The organism is Streptomyces sp. G45, from assembly GCF_049542095.1.
In the GTDB taxonomy this organism is placed as follows: domain Bacteria; phylum Actinomycetota; class Actinomycetes; order Streptomycetales; family Streptomycetaceae; genus Streptomyces.
Window position 1 is genome coordinate 1 of record NZ_JBMUZU010000001.1, and the last position, 23,552, is coordinate 23,552.

The window sequence follows — 23,552 nt, forward strand, 5'->3', positions numbered from 1 at the left end:
CGCTGCGCGCGAAGAAGCTAACTGCCCGCTGTGCGGTGGCCTCCGCTCCGCGTGAGCGAGCGGTTCGCTTGCTCCCCGCCAGGCGGCACGCGCTGCGCGCGCACCGTCAACTGCAGCGCAGGCGCCTTCGCGCAGCCCGCTGCCGAGGCGTCGGCCCGGCCGGTGGCTTCCGCTGCGCTCCAGCTCACCCTGGCGGTGCTCCGCCCGCCAGCAGGCCGCGCCACGCTTCGCGTGGCCCGTCCAACGGGCCTGCGGCCCGGGCAACAGCAGAGAGGGGTGTGTTCGGGTCTGTGTGGTGAAGCATTGGGCGGTGAGATGGTTAAAGACTCAACCCCGCCTCACGCCGTGTCTCCCTCATGCATCAAAATGTGGTGCGGATCGTTTCTGGAAGGAGCGCTCCCTCGCGGTGCGCCACCGGATCGGCACCCGGGTGTCACTGGTCTGTGCAGCCGGTGCCCGGATCTGTGGGGCCTTCGTAGAGGGTAGGCCTGGGGAGGTTGTGCCTGATACCCCCGCGTGGGTGAACTCGGAGCTTCGTGCAACGCAGCACCTGAGCCAGCTTCCTGATATGGCGTCAGGTTTCACCCGAGTCTGCTAAAGGCCCAGCGGAGCGTTTCCTGGTCAGGGTTGGCGCGACTGGTCCGTTCGAGGGCTGTGAGGGTGTGGGCAGTGAGCCGAGCCCAGTTGCGGAAGTTGCCGTGCGCTGCGTGGCGGTCAGCGTAGGCGATGTCGTCGGGGTCTGCGTCGGCCCAGATCGGGTGGTAGAGCGGGATAACCTCCAGGACCTCGTCAGCAGTGAGGCGAGTGAAGCGCTGCCAGATGAAGATCCGGGAGGACAGCATCGGTTCCTTGCGCAGCGCGGCGTGGCACTTCGCCGCCGACGAAGATGACGGCGAGCTGGGTGTAGGGGTCGTCCGCAGAGGTATCGGACGTACTCCAACTGGTCGCTTTGGAGCCACTGGGCTTCGTCCAGGACGAGCGTGCGCGGGTGGCTGGCCAGCGTGTGTTTGAGGAGGTGATCGAACTCGCTGGCGTAGCGCGGGGGCTGGCCCGGCATTTCGAGGGCGGTGTGCAGTTCGTGGCGCACCGCCCGGGTGGTGGCGCGGGCGTGGAAGGTGATGCGGCGGATGTCCTCGTCCGGTTCGAGTTCGCGCAGGCAACTGGTGACGGCCATGGTCTTGCCGAATCCGGCGCCGCCGTGGACACACATCATCGCGCGGGCATCGATCGTGTCTGCGAGGTTCTCCCGGGCAGTGAGCAGCGCGCGGGTGCTCACCAGGCGGGCGTCGGGCGGAGTGACGTACTGGTCGGTGGGCGCGGGTGGCAGGTGGCTACCGGTCATGGGGTGTCCTCGCTGGAGGCAGAAGGTTCGGCAGGACGGGTACGGGCCCTCAGTGCCTTGGGGATGGCCCAGTCGGATGGGGGTGGGGCGGGTGGGATCAGGTCGGGCAGCGCCAGGGCTGCGAGATCTGGGGGCTGGTCGAGTTCACGGGCGGCGGCGGTGGCGGTCATGGCATCCAGGCGGCGCGGTTGACCCGGTTCGGTGGCGGGGGCGAAGCGGGTATGACGCAGATGTTCAGCAGTCTTCGCCTCGGCGCGCAGGCGCCGGGCGCGCTGAGTACGGGTACGGCGCAGTGCGGCGAGTTGCTCGTCGGTGGCCTGATCGGCCAGATAGGCAGTGCCCAGGTGACGGCCGTGAGGTGTGCAGAGTTCGAGCTCGTGGGTGTGGTGGGGCATGAACCGCACCGTGACCTTCAGACCTGCTTGTCCGGTCATCCAGTCGGCGATGTAGTCGCGGTTGCGGAAGCGTACGCCGTGGCTGGTGATGGTGCGGGGGCGGGCGTCGTCCTCAAGCATGAACGACCATACGTCTGCCGGAGGGACATCGTTGAGCGGGGTCGGATCGGTCTGCCACGCTTCGAGTGGGGTGGCGCCGCGCAGTTCAGCGGGACGGTGCTCGGTATTCCACCACAGGGCCCAGGCCAGCAGGTGCTCGGTGAACGCCTCGAACGACAGCGGCTGCGCTGTTCGCGGGCGGGGGTCGGGACGGCGGCGCGGCTTCTTGGGGACGTAGCCGGGAAGGGCGGTGAACAGCATGGCGGTGGCGCAGTGGTTGAGGTTCTCGATACTGCCCTTCAGGTGGGGAGTGTAGGGCGGCAAGACGGTGATATTCGCGTCTAGGGCGGTCAGCGCGGTGGTGACGGTGCGGGAGGAAGTCACGGCCGCGGTCGAAGCGGACGTGCTCGGGCAGTCCGCCGAAGGGGCCATAGGGTTCGGTGCGCAGGACGGCGGAGCGCAGCGCGGCCAGGACCGAGGCACGGGTGGGGGTGCCGGGGGTGACGGCGAGGCCGGTGATGGCCTTGGTCACGCAGTCGATGAACCACGTGACGTACGGGGGAACGAGGTCGCCGTCCGCGTCGACGCGCAGCGGGGCCTGGACGTGATCGGCCTCCCAGACGTGATTACGCCACATGCGGGGCCGCTTGGCGAAGACATCCCGGGCACGGGCTACTTCAAGGCCGTAGCGGTAGCCAGCCCGCTCCCCCGGTGTCAGATCCCGGCGCACCGCGCGCAGGAACGTCGGCAGCGACGGCACAGGATCCAGCAGCGGCACGGCAGCTGGTGGGGCGCCGCCCGGAACAGGTTTGGCAGGCCGCGGCGGGTCGGGGTCGATGCTCGGCGGGGTGTCGGTCTCCTCGGACGGCTCGGGATCGGTGGCGGCCCGGGCGCGGGGCGACAAGTTCACGGTGGACCGCGGAGGCATTGCCTGTGCCAGTACGCCAACAGCGCCCGGATCTCAGCAGTGATCTCGAACCGTTCGACACGGCGTGCCCCCGGACGGGCGGCCGAGGCGGGTGTGGCGGTGGCTTCGGCGAGTCAACGCCACACGGTGCGGTCCGAGACATTCAGGCACTGGGCGGTGGTGCGCACGTGGCCGCGGGTGAGCCGGCGCTGGGCACGCAGCGCGAGCAGACGGCGTACGGCCGGGGCCCGCAACGCGGTCAATGATGCGGCGTCCAGCACGGGCTCGTCCAGCGGTGGTGACAGCGTCGGGGCGTCGTCGTCGGGGGTGGTCGCGGTCATAGGGATGTCCTTCGGCCCGTGGGGTGGGGTCGGTCAGGGGGTGGGACCGAGACGGGAACAGGCCCCGGACAACAGGGCACGGTCCACCACAGTCCCGGGAGTGCGGGCGAGAGCCGCGTACGCGTGAGAGGTGATCTTCGCCCAGGTATGGAAAGTTCCCCTTCGCGCACGTGGCATCGGCGTGCAGCAGGTCAGCGTCCGTCGCGGCGTCCCACAGCGGATGGAACAGGCGCAGCACCGCGGGGACTTGGGCCCCGTCCAGGCGGGGCACCTGCTGCCAGGTCAACACCCGGGAGGCCAGCGCGGGAGCCCGCGCCAGGGTGCGTTCGGCACCCGCACCGCACAGCACGAGGGAAGTCTGGGTCGTCGGCGCGTCCACGAGCAGACGCAGATAGTCCAGTTCGGGCGCGGCGATGCGCTGCACGTCATCGGTGACCAGCACGCCCGGGGCCCGGAATGCCTCAAGCAGCGCGCGATCAGCCGCATCCGTGCGACTCGACAGCGCTTTGGCGGGCAGGTTGAACGCGGCGAGCAGCGCAGCCCGTAGCTGCGGCAAGGCGGGTTTCACGGCCACCAGCGCGCGGTGCACCGGAAAGCGGCGTGGCAGCAGGCGCAGCGCCTGATGGACCGCGACGGTCTTGCCGTGCCCGGGGTCCCCGTACACGCACACGATCCCCCGCGCAGCGATGGTGTGGGCGAGAGCCTCAGCCACCTCGCCGAGCTGGCTCGTCGACACGACATGCGCACCCGGTACATACAGGCGCACACCGCTGTCGCTGAACGGCGAGGCACTGGCCGACTCAGCGCTGTCCGCACCCTCCTTCGGGGCAGGATCGGCAGTCGCCTGGCCAGCCTCGTCGACCGTACCCGGCAACGCCAGCTCAGCCAGCGCACGGTCGTATCCCGCGGGATCCACGCGGGCAAAGCGAGGGCGGGTGACCTGAAGGACGCGGCCTTGGCTGTGTTCACGGCGCACCGCCAGATGCAGCGTCGCGAGCGACGGCAGTGCCTCTCTGCCCAGATCGGGCAGGACCTCATCAACATGGTCGGTCATCCAGCGGTGCAACGCGGCCACGTTCCCGCCCACCTGGGACAGGCGCTTCCAAAGCGCGTCAGTGAACGTGAACGCGGGACGGCGTGGTACAGGCTCCATACGACCCGACTCCCGCGCAGCTGCAAGCCAGCGCCATACCGTGCGTGCGGATACCCCGGCGGACTGTGCCGCGATCCGCACGTGCACTGTCTCCAGCTTCCCGGCCTCATCCAGCACGAGAAGACGACGCACCACCACCTGCCAGGACAGGGCACGCTCCCGCGAACGCGACGCGGTGCGCTTCCAGTCCGGTGACAGCGACAGAGACGACTCAGCAGTCATAGCCCTCAGCACACACCCGCCGCCCAGACCCGAACACAGGAATGCTCATCCCCACTACAGCCAGAGACCAGGTGTGCTAAGCCGAACTCTCATGCCATAACAGCCAATTGATCACCTCATGACAGCCACAATCCAGCAGCGCTTGCCATCAGACATACCGCTCAACAAGCCATCAACCACTCAGAACCCACTGCCGACCAACCCACCACCACAACCCCGCCCATTCACATCTCTGATGAACCCCTAGATGATTGAGTCCGATGTTTGGGCTGGCCGCGACCATGGCGAAGGGCGCCCGTTGGCTTGGGTGTGATTCCTGGCCTGGACGCCCTTCTGGCGGCACTGTACGTGTTCATCGATGACCATGTGGTCCCGCGTCGCCGGATCGGGCGACCTCCGAAACTGGCAGACGCCGAACTGCTGTGCCTGGCGGTGGCCCAGGTCCTGCTCGGGTTCCCTTCCACCCGCCACTGGATCCGCTTCGCGCATGCCCGGCTGGGGCACCTGTTCCGCTATCTGCCCCAGCAATCGGCCTACAACAAGCGCCTGAACGCAGCTGGCCCGCTGATCAGCCACGCAATCGAGGCGCTGGCCCGGCAGATCCCGACCTGGCACGACAATCTGCGACTGATCGACTCCGCCCCGCTGCCCTGCGCCGCGTCCCGCGAGACCGTCAAACGGTCCAGCCTCGCGGGACACTGCGGCTACGGCTACTGCCGCTCCCACTCCCGGTTCTTCTGGGGATTGAGGCTCTACCTGGTCACCACCGCCGAGGGCATGCCCGTCACCTGGTGCCTGGCCAACCCCAAACTCGGCGAACGCGAGGTGATGGCCGCCCTGCTGCAACGCGACCACCACCTCCTCCGCCAAGGACAGGTGATCCTCGCGGACAAGGGCTTCGCCGGGAAAGAGTTCGAGGCCCTGCTGACCGATCGGTTCGGCGTCTACCTGGTGCGGCCCGACCGCAAGGACGAGCCGCTCCGGCACGGCAAGACCGCCCGTGTCCGCCAGTGGATCGAAGCCGTGATCGACACGCTCAAGGGCCAGCTCAGCCTCGAACAGCACGGCGGCAGAACCCCGGCCGGAGTCTTCGCCCGCACCGGACAACGACTCCTCGCCCTCGCCGCCGCTATCTGGCACAACTGGACCACCGACACCAAGACCAAACGATCCCTGATCGCCTACGACCACTGAAGACATCGGACTCAATCATCTAGTGGGGCTGCAGGGCTCGGCTTCTCCTGCTCTCGTCTCGGGCTACAGGGATGACTCCCAACAGCCAGTGTGGGGCCTGGAGTTCGCGCAGACCGTAGTCAGGGGGCAACTATCCCTTCTTCCTCAGGACCGAGGCGAGGACGTCCGTCTTGGCGCGCTCCGCGGCCGCGTACGCGCGGGCCGATGCGGCGGCGTGCTCGTCGAGGGGCTGACGGGCGGACGCGGGGGCCGGCTGCTGGCTCATCCGGGGCTCCTGGGCTTCTCTCTGGCGTGTGTCACCACGGTATCGCCGGGGCGGGGCGCGGGAGCCGGGTACGGACGAAACCCACCCGATGACACAGCTGAGCAGTGACACAGGTGGTCGCGACGACCTGGGGAAACGGGAGCTCGATGACACAGGTCGGACTGTTCACGGCTGGCTGTTCAGGCGTTGGCGCATGGTTGGAGCAGGCTGGAGGTATGCGCGCTAAGGACGTCCAGGTGGGGCAGACGTATCGCTGCGAGGTGCCGGTCGCGCTGCCGCACCGGCGGTACCGGCCGGAGACGATGGACGACTCCTGATTGGCCCTGATCTGGCTGCGCGGAACGTACTTCCCGCTGTCCGTCACGGACGTCGACACCGAGGCCCGGACCGCCCAAGGCCCGTGGATGGTCTCCACGACCCACGTCACGTTGGAGCTCACCGAGGACCAGGTGGAGGCCGTCGGCCTGCCGCCCGGTCACGGCTACCAAGTCACCGGGACGCTCGAGGCCGCGGGCGATCCCGTGAAGCTCCCCCGGGGTCGGCACGCTCACCATTCCGCTCCGTTGGCTGCACCTCATGGACGCGCCCGTCTCCGGCGGCCACCACGACGCCTCGCTCCGAGGCTTCTGACCTGCCGGGCCCTAGTCGTGCTTCGGCGAGGCAAGTGTCCTGTCTCAGATGATCTGGTTCTGGATTGGGTCATTGGCCTGCGGCAACCAGTTCAACTGGAACGCGAGAGCAAGGTCGTAGACCTATCTGAGGTCACCCGCGTGACGTTGAGGGGTCTGCTGCAAGGCCATCGGCAAGGGCGGTTGATGCGGTGTTCGGTCGTCAGGTGATGGGCCCGACGCGGAGGCCGGGCCCATCTGCGCGAGATCAGTTGTACGGGCGGATGACCAGTTCAACGATCAGGCCCCAAAGGACCTTGACCGCCGCCGCGATGGCGAATCGCTCCACCAGTTCTCCGTGCTTGTTCTTGATCTTCGACACAGTCCGCACCTCCGAAATCCCGCTGATGGAACACGGACGGCTAATGAACCGCCCCTGTCGCGATGGGAGTCGAACCCATCCGCGCCGGCGCAAGCCGGTCGGGCTTACCGAGCCCTGACAGGACGGAACAATCGCAATTCCGAGCCCCGCGCGAGCACTTCAGGCTGCTTGGACGTCGCAAGCGTAAGCGGTGGGGTGTCACGCTGTCGCGTCTTGTCACGCGAAATCGGCCCGGAGGAGGAGCCGGGCCGATTTCGCACCTGAATGTCCGAATTAATTCGCTTTGGAGCGAGTGCTGTCACGCAGCTTCCCGGTGACGTGACAGGCGGCGTGACAAGGGGACGTGACAACCAAGCGTGACGCTCGGTGAGCGCGACAGGGGTGATCAGGTCTGTAGCGGCGGCCAGACGTGCGGGCCGGTGCACTGCCCGCAGGCGGCGTAGCCGGCGCACTCCAGACAGAACTGGCGCGGGTCGCGCAGGCAGTGGCAGCTCGGGTTGTAGTCGGGGCCGTCGTCGCCGGGGTAGAGCGTCTCGCCGAAGTGTGGCTCGGTCCAGGCGATGACCGAGCCGTCGGCGAGCAGGTCCTCGTAGTGGTGGCCGGTCTCGCTGTGTTCGCTCCAGGTGGCCACTACCTCGTCCGCCGCGCTCATGCCGTGCCGCCCTTCACCGCGGCCGCGTTGTCGAGCCAGGCGGCGAGTGCGGTCGTGGCGTCCGGGTCGGCCTGGGCGAGACGGCCGGCGAACTCGAGGTCGCCATCGGCGACCGGAGCGCCGGTGCGAGCGAGGGCAGTGAGCAGCGCGGCATGGGCCCTCACCCGGTCAGGCAGCGAGTCGGCGGCGGCCGTGCGCGTGGCCGGGTCGGCGTAGTGCCCGGAGCGGTCGGCGAAGGCCTGCGCCAGCCAGCCCTCGACCACGGGGTGGTGGTCGCCTCGGTGGATCAGGAGCTCGCGGGCCAACTCGTCTCCGGGCCGGGTCTTCACGGTTCGGTCGAGTCGGCCGGCTCGGGCGAGCGCGGCGAGTTCGTCGGCGCGGGCGGCGAGCTGCTGCTCCTGGAGGCGCTGCTGCTCGGCTTCCGCGGCTCGCTGGTGGGCGGCGAGCTCGTCCTGGACGACGGCGTCGCCGTTTGGGTCGTAGGTGCCGCCGGTGGTGGCGAGCAGCTGCGCGATGCGCTGCCACTCAGCAACTTCGGCCGGGCCGCGTTCGTCGTCGGCCAGGTTTTCGCGATCCCGGTCGATGTGCTGCAGCCGGGCGTCCTCGAGCGTGACGGCGGCCTCGTTGGCGGGTCATACCGGTTGCCCGCCGGGAGACCGAGCTGCGGCCGCCCTTCGCTTGGTCGACCGGCTGGCGGGGCGCGGCCGCGCCGGGCGCGGGAACGCGGGGACGGCGGCGGGAACGGGGCGCAGGGGTGCTCACACGGGCCTCTCAATCGTCACGGAGAATGGACGGGATATCCGACCGACGCGCGTCGGACGCGGCGGCTACGGATGTGCCGAAGCGCGATAGTTGTCACTGTCGGTGGCCCCTGACCAGCGGGGTCGGCGCGGCGAAGCACGGTAGTTGTCACCAGGCGGGCGCACTACCTGTCACCGGCAGCGCAAGCATGACTGTTGTCACCAGATGTACTGCTCCGTCAGACCATGGACAGGACAATGAGCCCCCGTCAACCTTGTGTGGTGATCACGCTTATGACTGCCATCGTCGGCTTACTCACCAGCCTGACGGCGCTATGGATCACCGTTGCGGACCGTCGGCGGGTCATCGCGAAGGAGCGACGAGAGAAGGCCGAAGCGGACCGGCAGCGTTCCGCCGACGAAGCCGCCGAGATGGCCCGGTCGCTCAGCCGCGCAAGGTCTGAGGAGGTGGCGCAGGCCAGAACCGTACAGATCAGGCTCACTCGCAGACCGACCGCTGATGACACAGACAGTGCGCCAGGCCCTTGGCTGGTCTCGGTCGCCAATCGGGGCCCGCTACCAGTCACGGACGTGCAGGTGGTCCACACCGTGGGCTCTGCGGTGCTGCACTGCTCGCAGCCCTTCGACCTGCAAGGCGAATGCACACATGAGGTCGAGCTGCCCACCTCAGGTGAACAGCCGCGCCTGGCCGAAATCACTACGCTGTTTACCGATGCGTCGGGCCGCCGCTGGCAGCGCAACCTCACCGGTGGACTTTGTCTAGGCACTCTCCAAGACGACGGTACATATCGGTGGGGCCCGCCCCGCCTCCCCGAGATCACCGGATCCATCGTTCTTGGCCCTCTGCCGTTGTACACGAGGTGGAGGGTGCGCCTCGCCCTCTTGGTACCGTTGCTAGTGCTCACCGCCGTCTGCTGCCTGCTTTACATTCTTCTCCGCTGAAAGGCGAGGCAAGTGGCCTGCACCGCGATCTTGGTGACAACTACCTGCTTCGGTGGCACCTATCGTGCTTCTGATCAACGGACAAGTTGATCGCAGCCGGGAATTCTGCGCTGCTAAAAGCGGATGTTGAGCCACTCCACGTCTGCGAATTTCACCTCCAGGCCCGCACGTCCGCCACCGCCTTGACGGAAATAGGCGTCCGCGATGGCCTCCGCGACCGCGTTATGCAGATCGCTCTGCGTCGCACCTTCCTCCTGTGCGGCGATGATGGCGCCCGCGGGGGAGGGGCTGACGGCGACCGTGATGTCCCGTACCCGGCCCGCGTCCGAGGTGCCCTCCGGACCGAGGCCGAAGTACGCCCGGCAGGAGATGACCAGCCCGCCCGAGGACGCCGCCCGCTGCCTGGCCTGCGCCCTGACCTGCGGTTGCCACACAGACTCGGTCTCTTCCACCAGCACGGCTTGGAGGCGCTTGTTGGGCTTGGTGGACGCGCCCGAGAGGTAGCGCTGCACCGTCTTGCGGGAGACGCCCAGACGCTCGGCCAGGGACTTGGTGGAGCCCTTCTCCCGCGTGCGAAGGAATTTCATCTGGGCTCGCGCGGATTTCGGCGCGGGCCGGGTGAACAGGGCCCGCTCCGCGCGGTCGAGGCCGTCCAAGATCTTGGCTCGGGTCCGGGCCGCGCGCTTCACGTCGTCGTCAGTCATGTGATCATCAGGCCCGACCGGGCCCGTGGACAGGGTCCCGCGCCTGGCAACCCGCAAGGTCGGCCGGGTCTGCATACCGTGGACGGCATGACGACGCCCTCGGACGGACCGCCCGCCCCCGTGCCGGTGCTGGTGGTCCTGCCGGACGGGCAGGAACTTACCGCCCGGCTGTGGGCCCGGCGCGAGACGCCGCGCGGCTGGCTGTACGAGGTGGGACTGCCCACGTACCACAACACCGCCGACGGCGACGTCCAGGCCGCGGAGTACCGGGTATGGGTGCGCGCCCCCGAGCACGTCCGGCCGGTCGACGGCATCTCCTATGACGCTGTGCCTACCGAGCGCCTGCCGCCGCCGTCGGCGGTCCGCAAGGTGCTAGGTTCTGTCGTCTAATGTCACGCCCACATCAGGAGTGACGCGAGGGCGACTGCTGCGTTGTAGGACTCGGCGGTCTTGTCGTACCGGGTGGCGATGCCACGCCACTGCTTCAGGCGGTTGAAGCACCGTTCCACGACGTTGCGGTGCTTGTAGATCACGCGGTCGAAGGTCGGCGGGCGGCCTGCGCGGCTGCCTCGTCGGGCCCGGTTGCGGACCTGGTCGGCCCGTTCGGGAATCGTGTGGGCGATGCCCTCGCGGCGGAGCCAGGTGCGGATCGCCTTCGAACTGTAGCCCTTGTCGCCCAGGACGTGGTCGGGCCGGACCCGGGCCGCCCCGGTCCCCTGCGGGGCACCCGGATCGCCTCCATCACGGCGGTGAACCGGGTGCAGTCGTTGGTGTTACCGCCCGTCACAGGCCAGATGGATCTTGCTGGTCAGGCCGCCTCGGGACCGGCCGAGGGCCGGGGCACCGAGCCCCCTTTCGAGCCCCGGCCGCGTGCTGGTGAGCCCGGACGATCGTGGAGTCGACCGACACCAGCCACTCGACATCGCCCGCCACGTCGGCCTTGGCCTGAGCGGCCCGCAGCATCCGGTCGAATGTTCCATCCTCCGCCCACCTGCGAAAACGCGTATGCAGCGTCGCCCACGGACCATAGCGCTCGGGCACGTCCCGCCAGGCCGTCCCGGTCCGGAACTTCCACACGATCCCGTTCAGGACCCTACGGTCGTCCAGCCGCTTGCGCCCTCGCACCGACTTGCGCAGCAGCGGCCGGACGAACTCCCACTCGACGTCCGACAGTTCATGGCGACGTATCACGACACCATGATCCACCAGCAGTGACCATTTGAAGACCCTGCCTAGAGCTGCCGGGAGGCGGGGCCGTCGGTGGCTGCGGAGGCGACGAACGCGGACCAGGCACGGACGCTCAGGGCCAGGCCGGGCCGCGCCAGATCCTTGGAGTCCCGAACGTGCACCCCGGCGGTCGTACCCAGTACTTCCACACACGCGTTGAAGGAGTCGTTGCTGTAGGTGCTGCGATGCCACGTCGTGAGAGTCAGGCGGGTCATGAAGCCTCCTGTAGGCCGTTGGTTTGAGTGTAGGAGCAACGGGCCGGTGCGCACGGATGGTTAGAGCCGCGCGGCTGGGCGCCGCCAGAGAGGAGGAGCGGATGACGGGCGAGGCGCCGCCAGCGCCCCGAACGGCGGGCCCGGGAGGGCTTGCCTGGCCAGCTTGCCCTGCGGCGGGGAAAACGGTCGCTCGTCTCCGCTACCGGACAGCGCGGCAACCCACAGGTGTCCGATACTCTCCTGCTCCGCGGCGGATCGCGCCGGGGGCGAGCTGCGCGCTAAGCGGAAACTGTTGCGGTGATGCGGACATCCGACGTCGGGTGGTGGTATGTCTTCCACACCTACCCGCCGCCGCACGCGGTTACCTCGCCCTCATCGTCTTGTTGCCCGTCCCAGATCGGGGATCAGACCCGTTCGGCCGCCGAGGAGCGCACCCGGCCCTCAGCATCGTGCAGGAGGGCTGGACTGGGCGCGCCGCATCGAGTTGGTATCGATCCTGATCGCGTCTTTGGTGGCGGTGGCCGGCCTCTGGTATTCGAGTGTCCAGACGCAGCAGGCCAATGATCAGAACCGGCAAGCCAATGATCAAGCCCGGCAAGAGAGAGCGTTGACGAAAGAGGGACAGATCACCGACCGTTTCAACGCCGCGGTGAGCAACCTGGGAGACGAGGCCGACGAGGTGCGCCTCGGTGGCATCTTCGCTCTTCGGCGGATCATGGAAGACTCGCCTCGCGATCAGCCAGCCGTTGTGGACGTTCTCTCGGGGTATGTCCGCACGCGTGCGCCAGCCGCCGGAGGCGGGACGAAGCGGGACGCCGGCGGTCGGCCTGCCCCCGACGTGCGAGCAGCGTTCGAAACGCTCGCCCAACGGAACCCGGTCCATGACAAGTCAGCCCGGGTCGATCTGCGTGACACCCACCTGCGCTACATCGGTGTGCGGCCAGGCCCGGCCGGGGCGGAAGAGACAAGCGCGAACGGGCAGAGGCTTGAGCGCGCCAACCTCTCCGGTGCCGACCTGGCCAACGCACATCTGCCCCGGGCACGTCTTTCGGGAACTCACCTCGTCGGCACCCGACTGGAAGGCGCCGATCTCCGAAGGGCTGACCTGCGCGGCACGGACCTGCGCGGAGCACAACTCCTCGGTGCCGACCTAAAGGGCGCAGACCTGCGGGGCGCCTGGTTGCGCATCGAAGGCAACACCGGCGGCAAGGTCAAAAGCGACTCTGACACAGAAACCCCGGCCTCCGAACAGGCTGCCAGGATCAGCGCGGACCAGCTCCTCGAGACCCAATGGGATCACACCACCCTGCTCCCGTCCGGCCTGAGGGACGATCCCCGGATCCGCAAGCGCCTCTCCCGCATGCACACGGACACGCGGTGAGAGACGCGGGGAAACTGCAGGTCGGCCGCCACGTCCCGCCGGACCGTGTGCGGTCGGCATGGCTGTGCGGCGATCACCTCGTCGCTCAGCGGCGCGAGACCCTGAGGCAGTTCGCCAACGGCATCAACGCCAACAACCGGCGCGTGTACCGAGCGCTCCTCGCCTCCGTACGCGTACTCGGGGAAGGCGCGGGCATCACCGGCGAACGGGGCGTAGAGGCTGTCTGCTTCGCCGACACCCGCGGCTCGCAGGTGGAGATCGTGCAGAACATCGGCCGCGCTGCGCCTCAATGAGGACGGCTCCACCAAGGGCGCCAGGTCATCGTGCCTGTCTTCCTGGAGCTGGAGCCCGGCGAGGACCCGCAGGACATGGTCGCCTCCGCCAGCTTCCGCCTCCTCGTAGCCGTACTGCAGGGTCTGCGCTCGCACGATGAGCGCCTGGTCGAGCAGCTCGCCTCGGGTGCTCTCACCAGCGGGAAGCGCAAGATGGACGTGAGGCGGGACGGGGACGGGCGGATCGTCGGGGGTGACAGCGAGGACCAGGACGACACCGACGGCGCTGCCGAGTCCGCGCTGCTGCACTTCTTCAGCCCGCGCGACGCCGCGACCATCGCGGCCTTCCTCCGTCCACGGGTGTACCGGCCGGAGTCGCTGGTGTGGCTGGAGGGGTACCAGGCGCTGCTGCGGTGGCGGGCTGAGAACGGCATCAGCGGCGTCTACGCCGTGCTCTACGACGTGGAGGTCGAGGTCGGGGTCACGAAGGGACTTTCCCCTCGGGCGATGGGTCCCCCAGCAGTGCAAGACGCTGCGCATCGGCGAACTCGCCCTCCGGCCGCAAGGAACTACTGTGGGGCGAGGGCGAGGCGATGGTGCCCATCGGCCAGCACATGGCCAACCTGCGCCCCCAAGGGTGGTCTGGGCAAGGGCCCGAAGCGCGCGGCGGAGCGTGCTGAGCAGTTGACCGCGGTCGATGAGGACAGGAACTTCTGCAGCCCCTGGACTGACAGCGGCCCTATCGCGTCCTCGCCGACCTCGTCGACGCCGATGGCCACCTCCCCGCACTTTGTTCGGCGAAGTTCGGCGAACACCCCGCGCCGCGGCCGAGCGGGGACGGGGCCCGGCAGGCCCACGGCAGAGCACTGCCGCCTCGCGCGGGAAGAACGAGCCGAACGCCGAACAGCGACGGCTCGTCGACGTCAACGAGCGTCGAGCAGGCCGAGCAGGCACAACGCCGCAGCCCGGCAGAAGTACGGCGGCCGCCCCGAGCAGCCAAACCGCGGGCCAGGCACGGCCGGAGGAAGCACAACGGGCACGCGGGCGACGCAGGCCTTCGGCGCCGCGCAGCAGGCCCACGGCCGTGGCAGGACACGGCTGCGGTCGGGGCGCGCGAGCGACGCGCGGGAGCAGCTGGCAGCGGCCCCGGGGCGGTTCCGGACGAGCGCGCCCCGGGGGCGGGAGCGAGGCCCTGCCGGGGTACGACGGACGGGCGAGCACGCGGTGCGCGGCGGGGACGGCGGAGTAGGCGCGAGGACGGCGGGCGGTGGGGCCCGGGGCGGGTGCGGCCGGACGCGGCGGGCGCGGCGGGCGACGAGCTCGGCGAGGATCTGCTGGCGGGCGATGGACCGCAGCCGCGGGCAAGACCGGACAGGAGCCCCGGGTCAGCTGTGGCAATCCGGTCCCGTAGCGACGCTGCTTTCGCAGCCGCCGTGGATTTCCATTCCTTCGTCGTGGCCGGTCGGGGCCGGTCGCTCCCGTCCGGCCCCGGCGAGAGGGGGCCCTGTGCGGCCCGGGATCACCAGGTGACTGCTTCCACGACCGGGGGTGGCCCTATTCCTGGTGGCCGGACATCGCAAGGGTGCCCTCGATGAGGTCGCGCAGCTGGGATCGGGCGGTGATGCCCAGCTTGGGGAAGCTGCGGTAGAGGTGCGAGCTGACCGTGCGCGGGGAGAGGAAGAGCTTTTCGCCGATCTCTCGGTTGGTCAGCCCGCGGGCGGCGAGCCGGATGATCTGCTGCTGTTGCGGGGATAGTGCGGCGAGCGCGTCGGGGGCCGTATCTGTGACGTCGAGGCCAGCGGCGCGCGATTCGGCCCGGGCCCGCTCGATCCACGGGCGTGCGCCCAGGCGCCGGAAGGTTTCCAGGGCCTCGGTGAGCGGCCCACGCGCCTCTGCGATGCGTCGGCGGCGGCGCAGCCACTCGGCGAGGTCGAGCAGGGTCTGTGCGCGTTCGAAGGGCCAGTACTCCAGTGCCGGATCCGCCAGGGCCGCCCGGAAGTGCGGTTCGGCGTCGTCGGGGTCCGCCAGCAGGCCACGGGCCCGGCTGATCAGCGCACGCAGACGAGGCGAAGCGTTGTCCGCCAGCGCGGATGCCGAGCGCTCGACGATCGCGACAGCCTCCTCATGGCGGCGGCAGCGCGCAGCGGCGGCGGCCAGATCCGCGAGGGCCGGGTAGGAGGCGTGGTAGTGCACGGGCGCGCCGTCTGCCGTGAAGACCATGCGGAGTTGGCCGTACGCGGTCTCGTAGGCGCCTTCTGCGGCTGCCGCGGCGCCGAGCGCACGACGGGCGTAAACGGAGACCGAGCGGCTTTCCAGCGGATCGATCAGGGCGAGCGCGTCCTCGGCCCCGGCACGGGCCGAGGACACATCGCCCTGGTAGGCCAGCACGGTGGCATCCACGGTGGCCGCACAGGCCACGGCGTGGTCAACACCGGCGGCCCGGCCGACTGCGATGGTGCGGGCGCAGGCCTCACGGGCCTGCTCCCACCGCCCTCGCTCCAGGTAGGCCCAGGCGACCGCGCCGCCCAGGCCCTCGGGCAGCGCTCCCCGCAGCTCCCAGCGGTCGAAGGCCTCGTCGAAGGCGCGGACGGCCTGTGGGGTCTCGTCCAAGAGCCACGCCATGATCCCGACGGTGGCGAGCCGCTCCGGCCGGGCTTCCGCCTCGGCCGACAGCTGCCGCAGTAAGCAGACGAGGTGGGCCCGGTCGTCGAAGGGGTCCGACACGGCCCTGACCCAGGTGCGCAGACCTGCGTGTGAGGCGTTCTCGGGAAGGCGCCGCAGGACGTCCTGGATGTGGTGGCGCTGGGTGTCCTCTCCGGAGTAGAAGCGGACCACGGCGGCGGAGGCCACGAGCTCCAGCGCTGCGGCAGGCTGGGAGACCACCAACTGCTCGGCTTCCTTGGCCAGTCGGGAGAAGACCACGGTGTGGCGCACGGTCAGGACCGCCAGCCGTGCGGCCTGCACGGCGGCAGAGGCCAGCAGGGTTACGTCATCCGTGCGCGCGCGTGCCGCGGCGACCAGTTCCTCGACCCAGGCCATGTCTCCGGTGAACACGGCCGCCGCGGCGGCTTCGACCAGCAGCCGGGCGCTGTCCTCGCGCCGTGGTGCGAGTTCCGCGGCGCGCTGCAGGGCCTGGGCCGCCGCCGCGTGGCCGCCGCGGCGGCGGGCCCGGTCGGCGGTCCGCTCCAGCTGCGCCGACACGGCCGCGTCCGGGTACGGGCAGGCGGCGGCAAGATGCCAGGCACGCCGGTCCGGTTCGTCCCGCAGCATCTCGGCGAGCGCGAGGTGAGCCTCGCGCCGGGCGCCCAAGGACGCGGCGTGATACACGGCGGACCGGACCAGTGGGTGGCGGAACCGGACGTCCCGGCCTGCCTGCCGGACCAGCCCGGCCTGCCAGGCTGGCAGCCAGGCCGTGTCCTCGGCGCGCGGCAGCCCCACCGAGACGGCGATCGCGGAGTCGGCGCTGTCCATGGCGGCCAGGAGCAGCAGAGCCCGCAGGGTGCAGGCGGGAAGGCTGTTCAGGCGAGCGGCGAAGACCCGCTCCAGGTGATCGCTGAGCGGAAGCGGCCCTGCGGGCCGCAGCCTTGCAGCCGTGTCCTGTGCTGAGGCTGTCCTCGTCAGTTCCAACAGCGCCAGCGGGTTGCCGCCTGCCTGGTCCAGGATCCGTGACCTGGTGCGCCCGGTGGGGCTCTTCGGCTGCAGGTCCAGCAGCTGATGGGCCGCTGCTTCGTCGAGCGGTCCCAGGGTGAGCATCGGCACATGACGGTCGAATCCCGGAAGGTGATCGCCGCCACGGGCACCGATCAGCATGGTGACCGGTTCGCCTTCCAACCGTCTGGCAACGAAGGACAGCGCGTTCAGGGAAGCACGGTCGAACCACTGCGCATCGTCCAGCACCACGAGCACGCGATGGTGGTCGCCCAGGTCCGACAACAGGCTCAGGACGGCGAGGCCGACCAGCATGAGATCGGGTCCCGGCGTGGCCGCCCCTGGCCGAAGGCGTCCCGCAGCGCCGCGCGCTGCCTTGCTGGCAGCGCGTCCACCTCGGCCGACACCGGCCGCAGCAACTGATGCAGGGCGGAGAACGCCAGGCCCGACTCCGACTCACTCCCCTCGGCCCGCAGTACGCGAGCACCGCCGGTTTCAGCCCGGTACGCCGCGTGCTCCAGCAGCGCGCTCTTCCCCGTGCCCATGTCACCGACCAGCAACAGCACCGGGTCGGCCGACACCGAGTCCACCCCACGAAAGAGGCGTGCCAATTCCGCGTCCCGGCCGACGATCAGCTCCCCCGGATCCGGTCCCGGTCCCGAATCCGGTCCCGGTGCCGGTCCCATGACCGCACCGCGGTCGCCTGTGTGCTCGTCCACGGAGTCTCCCGGAATCGCGGAATTGCTGAATTGCTGAATTGCGGCTTTTGCCCGGAGTCGCCTTGCCCTGGCCCGCCCAGGCTACAAGCGGCCGGGCCCCGTGCCCGGGCCATGCACGCAGCCAGGTGCAGTCACGTTACGGATACCGCGCGCACCGCCGCCGCTCGTACGGTTCCAGGAAAACCAGCGCATTCCCAAGGACGCCCTATGGAACACATCACGCTCGGCAATGTCACCATCACGCGGGTATGGGAGTACTTCGGTTCCGTCGACATGACGCCCGACACCTTCTTCCCCGAAAGTCCGAAGGAAGTGTGGAACCGCGGCGCATCCTGGCTGACCCCGCATTTCCTCGATTCCGAGACCAATCTCGTCAATTCCGCGATCCAGACCTGGCTGCTGCGCAGCACCGGCAAGACCATCCTCGTCGACACCGGCGTGGGCAATCACAAGGACCGCCCCTACGCGCCGGTCTGGAACCGCCTCGAAACAGGCTTCCTGGCCAATCTCGCGCGCGCCGGCGTCGCGCCCGAGGACGTGGACATCGTGATCAACACACATCTCCACATCGATCACGTCGGCTGGAACACGTATCTGAACGGCCGACAGTGGATACCCACTTTTCCCAACGCCACCTATCTGATGCCGAAGGACGACTTCGACTTCTGGAATCCCGAGAACGACCACAAGCCACGGCTCGGCCGCGGCAACCAAAACGTCTTCGAGGACAGCGTGGCCCCGGTGCACCAGGCCGGCCAGACGCTGCTGTGGGAAAACAGCCACCAGATCGACGCCGACCTCCGCCTCGACGCGGCTCCCGGACACACCCCCGGCTCCAGCGTCCTGACCCTCACCTCCGGGACGGACCGCGCGGTGTTCGTCGGCGACATGCTGCACAGCCCCGTGCAGATCCTCGAGCCCGACTCCAACAGCTGCTTCTGCGAGGACCCCGCCCGCGCCCGCGCCACCCGCCGCAAGGTGCTGGGCTGGGCGGCCGACAACTACGCACTCGTCATCCCCGCGCATCTGGGCGGCCACGGTGCCGCCGAAGTGGCACGAGAGGGAGACACGTTCGCCATCAAGGGCTGGGCCCCCTTCGCCCCGTACCCCCAGCAGGCCTGAGTCCTGCGGAAAGACACGACACATGAGCCACCCCGCCGATCCCATCGACCCCGTCGACCCCATTGGCCCCGTCGTGACCACGGCGCAGGGAGCCGTCCGCGGCCTGCGCCAAGGCGACACAGCCGTCTTTCTCAACATCCCCTACGCCGCCCCGCCCCGCGGCGCCGGCCGGTTCGAGCCGCCGCAGCCGCACGAGCCGTGGGACGGCATACGGGACGCCACCGTGCCGGGGCCCAACGCACCGCAGTCCGAGCGCAAGCTCGGCAGCGTGGACATGTCCCCCTACTTCGGCACCGGTTGGAGCCGCGGCGAGGACTACCTCACCGTCAACGTCTGGATGCCTGCCGGTGCAAGCGGCGACCTGCCCGTCATGGTGTTCGTCCACGGCGGCGGATTCGTCGCCGGATCGACGCGGTCCGCGCTGTACGACGGCTCCGCCTTCGCCCGCGACGGCGTCGTTCTCGTCACCCTCAACTACCGGCTCGGCATCGCCGGGTTCCTCGACATCCCCGGCGCGCCCGCCAACCGCGGCCTGCTCGACGTCGTCGCCGCACTGGGCTGGGTGCGGGAGAACATCGCCGCCTTCGGCGGTGACCCACACTACGTCACTCTCTTCGGCCAGTCGGCCGGGGCGACCATCGTCGGCGGCGTCCTCGCCACCTCCGAAGCCGCAGGCCTCTTCCGCCGGGCGATCATGCAAAGCGGCAGCGGCCTGGGGGCGTTCACCACCGAGCAGGCCGCCCGCGTCACCCAGGCAGCGGCCCGGGCCCTGGGCATCGAGCCCCGCGCCGACGCCTTCGCGGACATCTGCGACGACCGCCTGGTCGAGGCCGCCTCCCGGCTCGCGGACATCGACATGCAGACCGACACGCACCGCGATCCGCTGATCGGACTCAGCCCCTTCAGCCTGGTCCTCGACGCGCAGCCCGCCGCCTCCGTCGCCGCTGGTCTCAGCGCCGACGTCGACCTGCTCATCGGGACCAACACCGAGGAAGGAAACCTCTACCTGGTCCCCGTGGACAAGTACGCCACCTCGACCGCCGGGGACGTCGACGCCGCGGCGGCGCGCTCGCACCCGAAGCCGGAGCAACTCGTCGAGACATACCGGAAGGCACGCCCCGACGCGTCCTTCGCCGAGCTGCGCTCCGCCATCATGGGCGACGCACTGTTCGGCGCGGGCAGCTGGGCCCTGGCCGACGCACATACCGCCCACCCCGAGTCCGCCACCTACGCCTACGAGTTCGCCTGGCGCTCCCACGCTCTGGACGAACAGCTCGGCGCCACCCACGCGGTCGAGCTGCCCTTCGTCTTCGACCTCGCGCACCTCCCCCAACTGCACGGCCCATCCGCCCTGCTCGGCCCCGACAAGCCCCCCGCGGATCTCGCCGCCCGTATGCACGCCACCTGGGTCCGGTTCGCCACCACCGGCACCCCCGGCTGGGACGCCTACGACGCCGAGCGCCGGGCCACGATGCGCATCGACACCCAGTGGGCCCAGGTCGACGACCCCCGCAGCCAGGAGCGGCAGGCCTGGCACTGGCCTGCGGCCGCCCCTCCCAAGGACACACCATGACCAGAACCGTCACCACCACCGAGAACGCACCCGCCCTGGCAGCCCCGCTGTCCCAAGACATCCGCAAGAGCCCCCTCCTGCCAGTCTCCAGGCAGCCCCCCCCGCGCTCGTAGGCGGCCTTCCACGGACCGCCTTGGCACCATCCGACGGCCTCCGGACGCCGGACAGAGCACACGCGCACGGCGCGTGAAGCAGCACCCGCCCGGACCGGGCGCGGCTCACCTCCCGGCCTGTCCCGAGCGCCGCTGATGCCAGGCCCGTTTGCGACAGCCGGGAGAGCAGTACGGTGCCAAGGCAGGACGTTCGACACCGACCGTCCCTACCCGCCCGCACTGCGGGCACCTCGCTCTTCGCCCGGCCTGCACCGCCTCGGCCCGCGCCCGCACCCGTCGGCCCTCACCCCAGCTCCGCCACCGGCCCTCCGACGAGCAGAACACCGCCGTCGCCTTCGCCCCCGGCATCAACGGCTCACCGCACCCACAGCACGACCGCGGGCCTTCACCGACGTCCACCAACGCCACCAGCCGCAGCCGAGGCGCCCTCGTCTCGGCCATACCGGCACCGTACACACGGCTCCGGCCGTGGGAGTACCGCACGGACAGCCCGCTGACCTGCACAAAGGAGATGTGACACAGCCCCCGAGCTTGCTGCGGATCGTACGTCTTCGGCATCGTGAACCCGCGCGGCGCGAACGCGGGCATCCCGCGGTCCTTCGTCGTCAGCACACAGCGCTTGAGGTGGTCGCGGAAACCGACGACGCACGCGGTGCCGAGGCCGCCGGGCAGTTTCCTGCGGGCCTCGGCGACCTGCTGGGCCACGCCGTCGGTGCTCAGATAAGTGATGGTGCCGTCGGATGCGATCACGGGCTCGATCGACGTGACGTTCTTCATCGCGTACTTGGAGTCCAGGAACCGGGCGATCTCCCACTGCGCGTACACCGGCAGGTCGCGCTGTCGGCGGATCCGCGCGACCGTGTCGGCCAGCTCCTCGTTCACCGGGCCCGGCTCGAACAACACCTTGGTCGGGTCACCGCCGCCCGGTTCTGGCCGCGAATGTCTCGCCCGGGCTACGGCCGGATGCCGCCACCGCCCCGGACCGCTCGTTCTGCCACACCTACGGCCGCGGCGAGGGCAAGCACCAGATGCCCCCAGGGTGGCCGTACTCGGTCATCGTCGCGCTGGAGACGGGTCGCACGTCGTGGACCGCGCCGCTGGACGCCATCAGTCTGGAGCCTGGCACGGACGTCGCTGCCGTCACCACGCACAGATCCACGACCTCGTCGAACGACTGGTCGCCGCCGGGCAGTGGACGGACGGCGATCCGTACGTCCTGATCGTGCTGGATGCGGGCACCACGCCCCGCGCATCGCCCATCTCCTGGAGGGCCTGCCCGCCGAAATTCTCGGCCGGATGCGCTCCGACCGCGTCCTTCGCCGACCGCCCCCGCCCTGCGTTTATGACCCCAAGGGCGGTCGGCCGCCCAAGCACGGAGGCGAGTTCGTCTTCGGTGACCCGGATACCAGGGGAACCGAGCAGGCCGTGACCGTCACCGACACCCGCCTCTACGCAAAGGCGACGGCACGGGCCTGGGACCGACTGCCCCCCAGGCTCAGCAAACGAGCGGCCTGGCTCGACCACGACGGACCGCTGCCCCGGGAGAAGCCGACCGAGCCGAACAGGCTCACCCCTGCCCGCGTCCGCTGAGGGTTTCGGAACCTGCGGGCGAAAATGGCCTCCCCAACGTGTGCACCCAAACCTTCCCGTCCTGGCACCGGGCGCCCGCCGGGCTCGAAGAACCGTCATGCGGCAACGCGTCAAGAAGTCGGACGCGTCGTCGCCACCGGCGAGGCATACACCCGCCCGGCCCACCACAACAAGGGCACCAAGCCACGGCGCACAGGGAAAGAACGCGTTTCCACCGGCGGATAGGGTCCCTGCATGCAGACGGGTGGGTTACTCGGCTCCGGCCGCAGCGCGGACGTGTTCGCCATCGATGATCGCTGGGTCCTTCGCCGATACCGCGACGGCGGCGACGTCACCGCCGAAGCCGAGGTGATGGCCTACCTCGCGGAGCACGGGTATCCGGTGCCCCGCCTCCGGGGCCCGGCGGGCGCCGGAGGCAGCACGGCGCCGCGAACCGACCTGGTGATGCAGCGGCTGCACGGCCCGTCCATGCTTCAGGCACTGCTGCAGGGCGTGATCACGGCCGAGGAAGCAGGAGCGGGGCTCGCCGATCTGCTGCACCGCCTGCACTCGGTTCCCGCACGGGTCTCCGCCGATCTCGTCCATCGGATCCTCCACCTCGACCTGCACCCGGACAACGTGATGCTCACCTCGGGCAGGCCCGTGGTGATCGACTGGCGCAACACCGAGGAAGGGCCGCCCGGACTGGACTGGGGAATGTCGGCCCTGATCCTGGCGCAGGTCGCTGTCGGCAACACGGCCCTGGTGGAGCTGGCCCGGGCAGTACTCGCCTCGCTGCTGACACACCTCAGCCCCGCGATCACCCTGGGCAGCACCGACTCCGGATACCTTGCGGAAGCCAGGAAGAGACGGGCAGCCGACCCGTCAATGAACGAGAGCGAGACGCATCTTCTCGGCGAAGCCATCGAGTTGATACTTGAGCTGACGTCCGCCCGACCTTGAACGACAAGCTGTGGCGCTTTCCCGCATGAGCGGGAAGGGGGACCGACCCGGCCGATCGCTCCCGACGATAGCGTGCGGGACTGGCAGGCGCTGGCCTCACCCGCGGCGAGGCGGATGACACCAGGTACCTCGTCGCAGCGGCCGTCAATACGCGCGGGGCCGTTGACCGGCTGACGCCTTGGTCCTGGTGGCGAAGGAAGCCGTCGTCATGGTCACGGATCAGCCTGTGCCGCCTGTCGCCCGCGCGCTTGTCGACCGAGCTGCCGTGGTGCACCGAACGTCATGCTGTGCGCAGTGCCGCGTCGTGGAGGTGCTGGACCATCGAGAACTCACGGACCCGTGCACCATCCCCGGTCATCGCCGAGGAAAGGTCGCTGAGGACGTCCGGCAGGCGATGGGCCGGGGTGGGCAGGTGGGCGGCGACGCACTGGGCGAGGGCGTCGAAGACGATGGCTTGGCGGAAGACGAGGTGTGAGGGACGCTCCCACTCGACTTCGACGTCCTCAGGCTCCTTGTCCAGCATCGCGAACGCCCGCGGGAGCGCCTGGTCGTGGGCGGCCGTGAGGTCCTCGCGCAGCCGCTCGCGCGCCGCGACTGGGAGGGTGTCCGCGGTGAGGGCGGCCAGGGCCAGGGGGTGCGCGCGCAGGTCGGCGTGGGCCAGGGCCAGGTCCAAGGCGTGGCGGCGCATCCGCCCCAGTGTGGCGGGCCCCAAAGCGGCCAGGTAGCTGATGAAGGGCTCCCGCTTCAGCAGGGGGAGTGGATGTGCTCCTGCCCGAGCAGGTA

18 protein-coding genes and 5 pseudogenes are annotated in these 23,552 nt (G+C 69.7%); 10 read left to right on the plus strand and 13 right to left on the minus strand.

Annotated features, from left to right (window positions below; genetic code table 11):
* Positions 1 to 581: 581 nt before the first annotated feature.
* The 4 genes and pseudogenes from ACOBQU_RS00005 to ACOBQU_RS00020 form a co-directional block, all read right to left on the minus strand.
* Positions 582 to 842: a hypothetical protein gene (locus tag ACOBQU_RS00005; RefSeq protein WP_423623421.1), complete on the minus strand. Its 261-nt coding sequence runs from the start codon at positions 840 to 842 to the stop codon at positions 582 to 584.
* Positions 843 to 976: 134 nt separating this feature from the next.
* A pseudogene (locus ACOBQU_RS00010) lies at positions 977 to 1,342 on the minus strand (ATP-binding protein); the annotation flags it as partial.
* Positions 1,339 to 2,220, minus strand: coding sequence for a Mu transposase C-terminal domain-containing protein (locus tag ACOBQU_RS00015; RefSeq protein ID WP_423623423.1), 882 nt, complete (start codon positions 2,218 to 2,220; stop codon positions 1,339 to 1,341). The gene ACOBQU_RS00015 and the pseudogene ACOBQU_RS00010, both read right to left, overlap by 4 nt.
* A 577-nt stretch (positions 2,221 to 2,797) precedes the next feature.
* Complete coding sequence (locus ACOBQU_RS00020; protein ID WP_423623424.1) at positions 2,798 to 4,459, minus strand: AAA family ATPase; 1,662 nt, start codon at positions 4,457 to 4,459, stop codon at positions 2,798 to 2,800.
* A 309-nt stretch (positions 4,460 to 4,768) separates the two neighbouring features.
* On the opposite strand from ACOBQU_RS00020, the gene ACOBQU_RS00025 reads away from it, so the two are divergent.
* Positions 4,769 to 5,653, plus strand: coding sequence for an IS982 family transposase (locus ACOBQU_RS00025; protein ID WP_423634167.1), 885 nt, complete (start codon positions 4,769 to 4,771; stop codon positions 5,651 to 5,653).
* A gap of 130 nt (positions 5,654 to 5,783) precedes the next feature.
* Here ACOBQU_RS00025 and ACOBQU_RS00030 read toward each other — a convergent pair whose 3' ends face one another.
* The 3 genes from ACOBQU_RS00030 to ACOBQU_RS00040 form a co-directional block, all read right to left on the minus strand.
* The gene (locus ACOBQU_RS00030) at positions 5,784 to 5,918 is read right to left on the minus strand and encodes a hypothetical protein (RefSeq protein WP_423623426.1); all 135 of its coding nucleotides are present in this window, start codon (positions 5,916 to 5,918) and stop codon (positions 5,784 to 5,786) included.
* Between the two features lie 1,375 nt (positions 5,919 to 7,293).
* Positions 7,294 to 7,560 carry a hypothetical protein gene (locus ACOBQU_RS00035; RefSeq protein WP_423623427.1) on the minus strand — a complete coding sequence of 89 codons (267 nt, stop codon included), beginning with the start codon at positions 7,558 to 7,560 and terminating at the stop codon, positions 7,294 to 7,296.
* Positions 7,557 to 7,865, minus strand: a complete 309-nt coding sequence (locus ACOBQU_RS00040) for a hypothetical protein (protein WP_423623429.1) — start codon at positions 7,863 to 7,865, stop codon at positions 7,557 to 7,559. Before ACOBQU_RS00040 ends, ACOBQU_RS00035 begins: the two co-directional genes overlap by 4 nt.
* On the opposite strand from ACOBQU_RS00040, the gene ACOBQU_RS00045 reads away from it, so the two are divergent.
* Both ACOBQU_RS00045 and ACOBQU_RS00050 read left to right on the plus strand, forming a co-directional pair.
* Positions 7,842 to 8,435: a hypothetical protein gene (locus ACOBQU_RS00045; protein ID WP_423623431.1), complete on the plus strand. Its 594-nt coding sequence runs from the start codon at positions 7,842 to 7,844 to the stop codon at positions 8,433 to 8,435. The genes ACOBQU_RS00040 and ACOBQU_RS00045 overlap by 24 nt on opposite strands.
* A 159-nt stretch (positions 8,436 to 8,594) precedes the next feature.
* Positions 8,595 to 9,263 (plus strand): hypothetical protein, encoded by a 669-nt coding sequence (locus ACOBQU_RS00050; protein ID WP_423623433.1) that lies wholly within the window; start codon positions 8,595 to 8,597, stop codon positions 9,261 to 9,263.
* Between the two features lie 113 nt (positions 9,264 to 9,376).
* On the opposite strand, the gene tpg is transcribed toward ACOBQU_RS00050, so the two are convergent.
* Positions 9,377 to 9,967, minus strand: coding sequence for a telomere-protecting terminal protein Tpg (tpg, locus tag ACOBQU_RS00055; protein ID WP_423623434.1), 591 nt, complete (start codon positions 9,965 to 9,967; stop codon positions 9,377 to 9,379).
* A gap of 87 nt (positions 9,968 to 10,054) precedes the next feature.
* Here tpg and ACOBQU_RS00060 point away from each other — a divergent pair, with 87 nt between their 5' ends.
* Positions 10,055 to 10,357, plus strand: a complete 303-nt coding sequence (locus tag ACOBQU_RS00060) for a hypothetical protein (RefSeq protein ID WP_423623436.1) — start codon at positions 10,055 to 10,057, stop codon at positions 10,355 to 10,357.
* A 2-nt stretch (positions 10,358 to 10,359) separates the two neighbouring features.
* Here the strand turns inward: ACOBQU_RS00060 and ACOBQU_RS00065 are convergent.
* A pseudogene (locus ACOBQU_RS00065) lies at positions 10,360 to 11,155 on the minus strand (IS5 family transposase).
* 44 nt (positions 11,156 to 11,199) lie between these two features.
* Entirely contained in the window at positions 11,200 to 11,409 is a 210-nt protein-coding gene (locus ACOBQU_RS00070; protein WP_423623438.1) for a DUF397 domain-containing protein, read from the minus strand.
* A 484-nt stretch (positions 11,410 to 11,893) separates the two neighbouring features.
* On the opposite strand from ACOBQU_RS00070, the gene ACOBQU_RS00075 reads away from it, so the two are divergent.
* Positions 11,894 to 12,790: a pentapeptide repeat-containing protein gene (locus tag ACOBQU_RS00075; RefSeq protein WP_423623440.1), complete on the plus strand. Its 897-nt coding sequence runs from the start codon at positions 11,894 to 11,896 to the stop codon at positions 12,788 to 12,790.
* 11 nt (positions 12,791 to 12,801) lie between these two features.
* A pseudogene (locus tag ACOBQU_RS00080) lies at positions 12,802 to 13,847 on the plus strand (helicase); the annotation flags it as partial.
* A gap of 769 nt (positions 13,848 to 14,616) precedes the next feature.
* Here ACOBQU_RS00080 and ACOBQU_RS00085 read toward each other — a convergent pair.
* Positions 14,617 to 17,429: pseudogene (locus tag ACOBQU_RS00085) on the minus strand (helix-turn-helix transcriptional regulator).
* A 207-nt stretch (positions 17,430 to 17,636) separates the two neighbouring features.
* On the opposite strand from ACOBQU_RS00085, the gene ACOBQU_RS00090 reads away from it, so the two are divergent.
* Both ACOBQU_RS00090 and ACOBQU_RS00095 read left to right on the plus strand, forming a co-directional pair.
* Positions 17,637 to 18,551, plus strand: a complete 915-nt coding sequence (locus ACOBQU_RS00090; RefSeq protein WP_423623441.1) for an MBL fold metallo-hydrolase — start codon at positions 17,637 to 17,639, stop codon at positions 18,549 to 18,551.
* A 22-nt stretch (positions 18,552 to 18,573) separates the two neighbouring features.
* Complete coding sequence (locus tag ACOBQU_RS00095; RefSeq protein WP_423623443.1) at positions 18,574 to 20,124, plus strand: carboxylesterase/lipase family protein; 1,551 nt, start codon at positions 18,574 to 18,576, stop codon at positions 20,122 to 20,124.
* A gap of 218 nt (positions 20,125 to 20,342) precedes the next feature.
* Here the strand turns inward: ACOBQU_RS00095 and ACOBQU_RS00100 are convergent, their stop codons facing one another.
* Positions 20,343 to 21,140: a hypothetical protein gene (locus ACOBQU_RS00100; protein ID WP_423623445.1), complete on the minus strand. Its 798-nt coding sequence runs from the start codon at positions 21,138 to 21,140 to the stop codon at positions 20,343 to 20,345.
* Between ACOBQU_RS00100 and ACOBQU_RS00105 the strand changes: the two are divergent.
* Positions 21,140 to 22,052, plus strand: a pseudogene (locus tag ACOBQU_RS00105) (transposase); the annotation flags it as partial. The gene ACOBQU_RS00100 and the pseudogene ACOBQU_RS00105 overlap by 1 nt on opposite strands.
* A 9-nt stretch (positions 22,053 to 22,061) precedes the next feature.
* Entirely contained in the window at positions 22,062 to 22,769 is a 708-nt protein-coding gene (locus ACOBQU_RS00110; protein WP_423623447.1) for a phosphotransferase, read from the plus strand.
* Positions 22,770 to 23,049: 280 nt separating this feature from the next.
* On the opposite strand, the gene ACOBQU_RS00115 is transcribed toward ACOBQU_RS00110, so the two are convergent.
* Positions 23,050 to 23,457 (minus strand): hypothetical protein, encoded by a 408-nt coding sequence (locus tag ACOBQU_RS00115; RefSeq protein WP_423635008.1) that lies wholly within the window; start codon positions 23,455 to 23,457, stop codon positions 23,050 to 23,052.
* Positions 23,458 to 23,552 lie beyond the last annotated feature (95 nt).

What these genes read in the sequence shown, in the direction of transcription:
- ACOBQU_RS00005 (WP_423623421.1), bottom strand. Translation starts at nt 842, where the DNA reads ATGCTGTCCTCCCGGATCTTCATCTGGCAGCGCTTCACTCGCCTCACT.
- ACOBQU_RS00020 (WP_423623424.1), bottom strand. Translation starts at nt 4,459, where the DNA reads ATGACTGCTGAGTCGTCTCTGTCGCTGTCACCGGACTGGAAGCGCACC.
- ACOBQU_RS00030 (WP_423623426.1), bottom strand. Translation starts at nt 5,918, where the DNA reads ATGAGCCAGCAGCCGGCCCCCGCGTCCGCCCGTCAGCCCCTCGACGAG.
- ACOBQU_RS00035 (WP_423623427.1), bottom strand. Translation starts at nt 7,560, where the DNA reads ATGAGCGCGGCGGACGAGGTAGTGGCCACCTGGAGCGAACACAGCGAG.
- ACOBQU_RS00050 (WP_423623433.1), top strand. Translation starts at nt 8,595, where the DNA reads ATGACTGCCATCGTCGGCTTACTCACCAGCCTGACGGCGCTATGGATC.
- tpg (WP_423623434.1), bottom strand. Translation starts at nt 9,967, where the DNA reads ATGACTGACGACGACGTGAAGCGCGCGGCCCGGACCCGAGCCAAGATC.
- ACOBQU_RS00060 (WP_423623436.1), top strand. Translation starts at nt 10,055, where the DNA reads ATGACGACGCCCTCGGACGGACCGCCCGCCCCCGTGCCGGTGCTGGTG.
- ACOBQU_RS00070 (WP_423623438.1), bottom strand. Translation starts at nt 11,409, where the DNA reads ATGACCCGCCTGACTCTCACGACGTGGCATCGCAGCACCTACAGCAAC.
- ACOBQU_RS00090 (WP_423623441.1), top strand. Translation starts at nt 17,637, where the DNA reads ATGGAACACATCACGCTCGGCAATGTCACCATCACGCGGGTATGGGAG.
- ACOBQU_RS00095 (WP_423623443.1), top strand. Translation starts at nt 18,574, where the DNA reads ATGAGCCACCCCGCCGATCCCATCGACCCCGTCGACCCCATTGGCCCC.
- ACOBQU_RS00110 (WP_423623447.1), top strand. Translation starts at nt 22,062, where the DNA reads ATGCAGACGGGTGGGTTACTCGGCTCCGGCCGCAGCGCGGACGTGTTC.
- ACOBQU_RS00115 (WP_423635008.1), bottom strand. Translation starts at nt 23,457, where the DNA reads ATGCGCCGCCACGCCTTGGACCTGGCCCTGGCCCACGCCGACCTGCGC.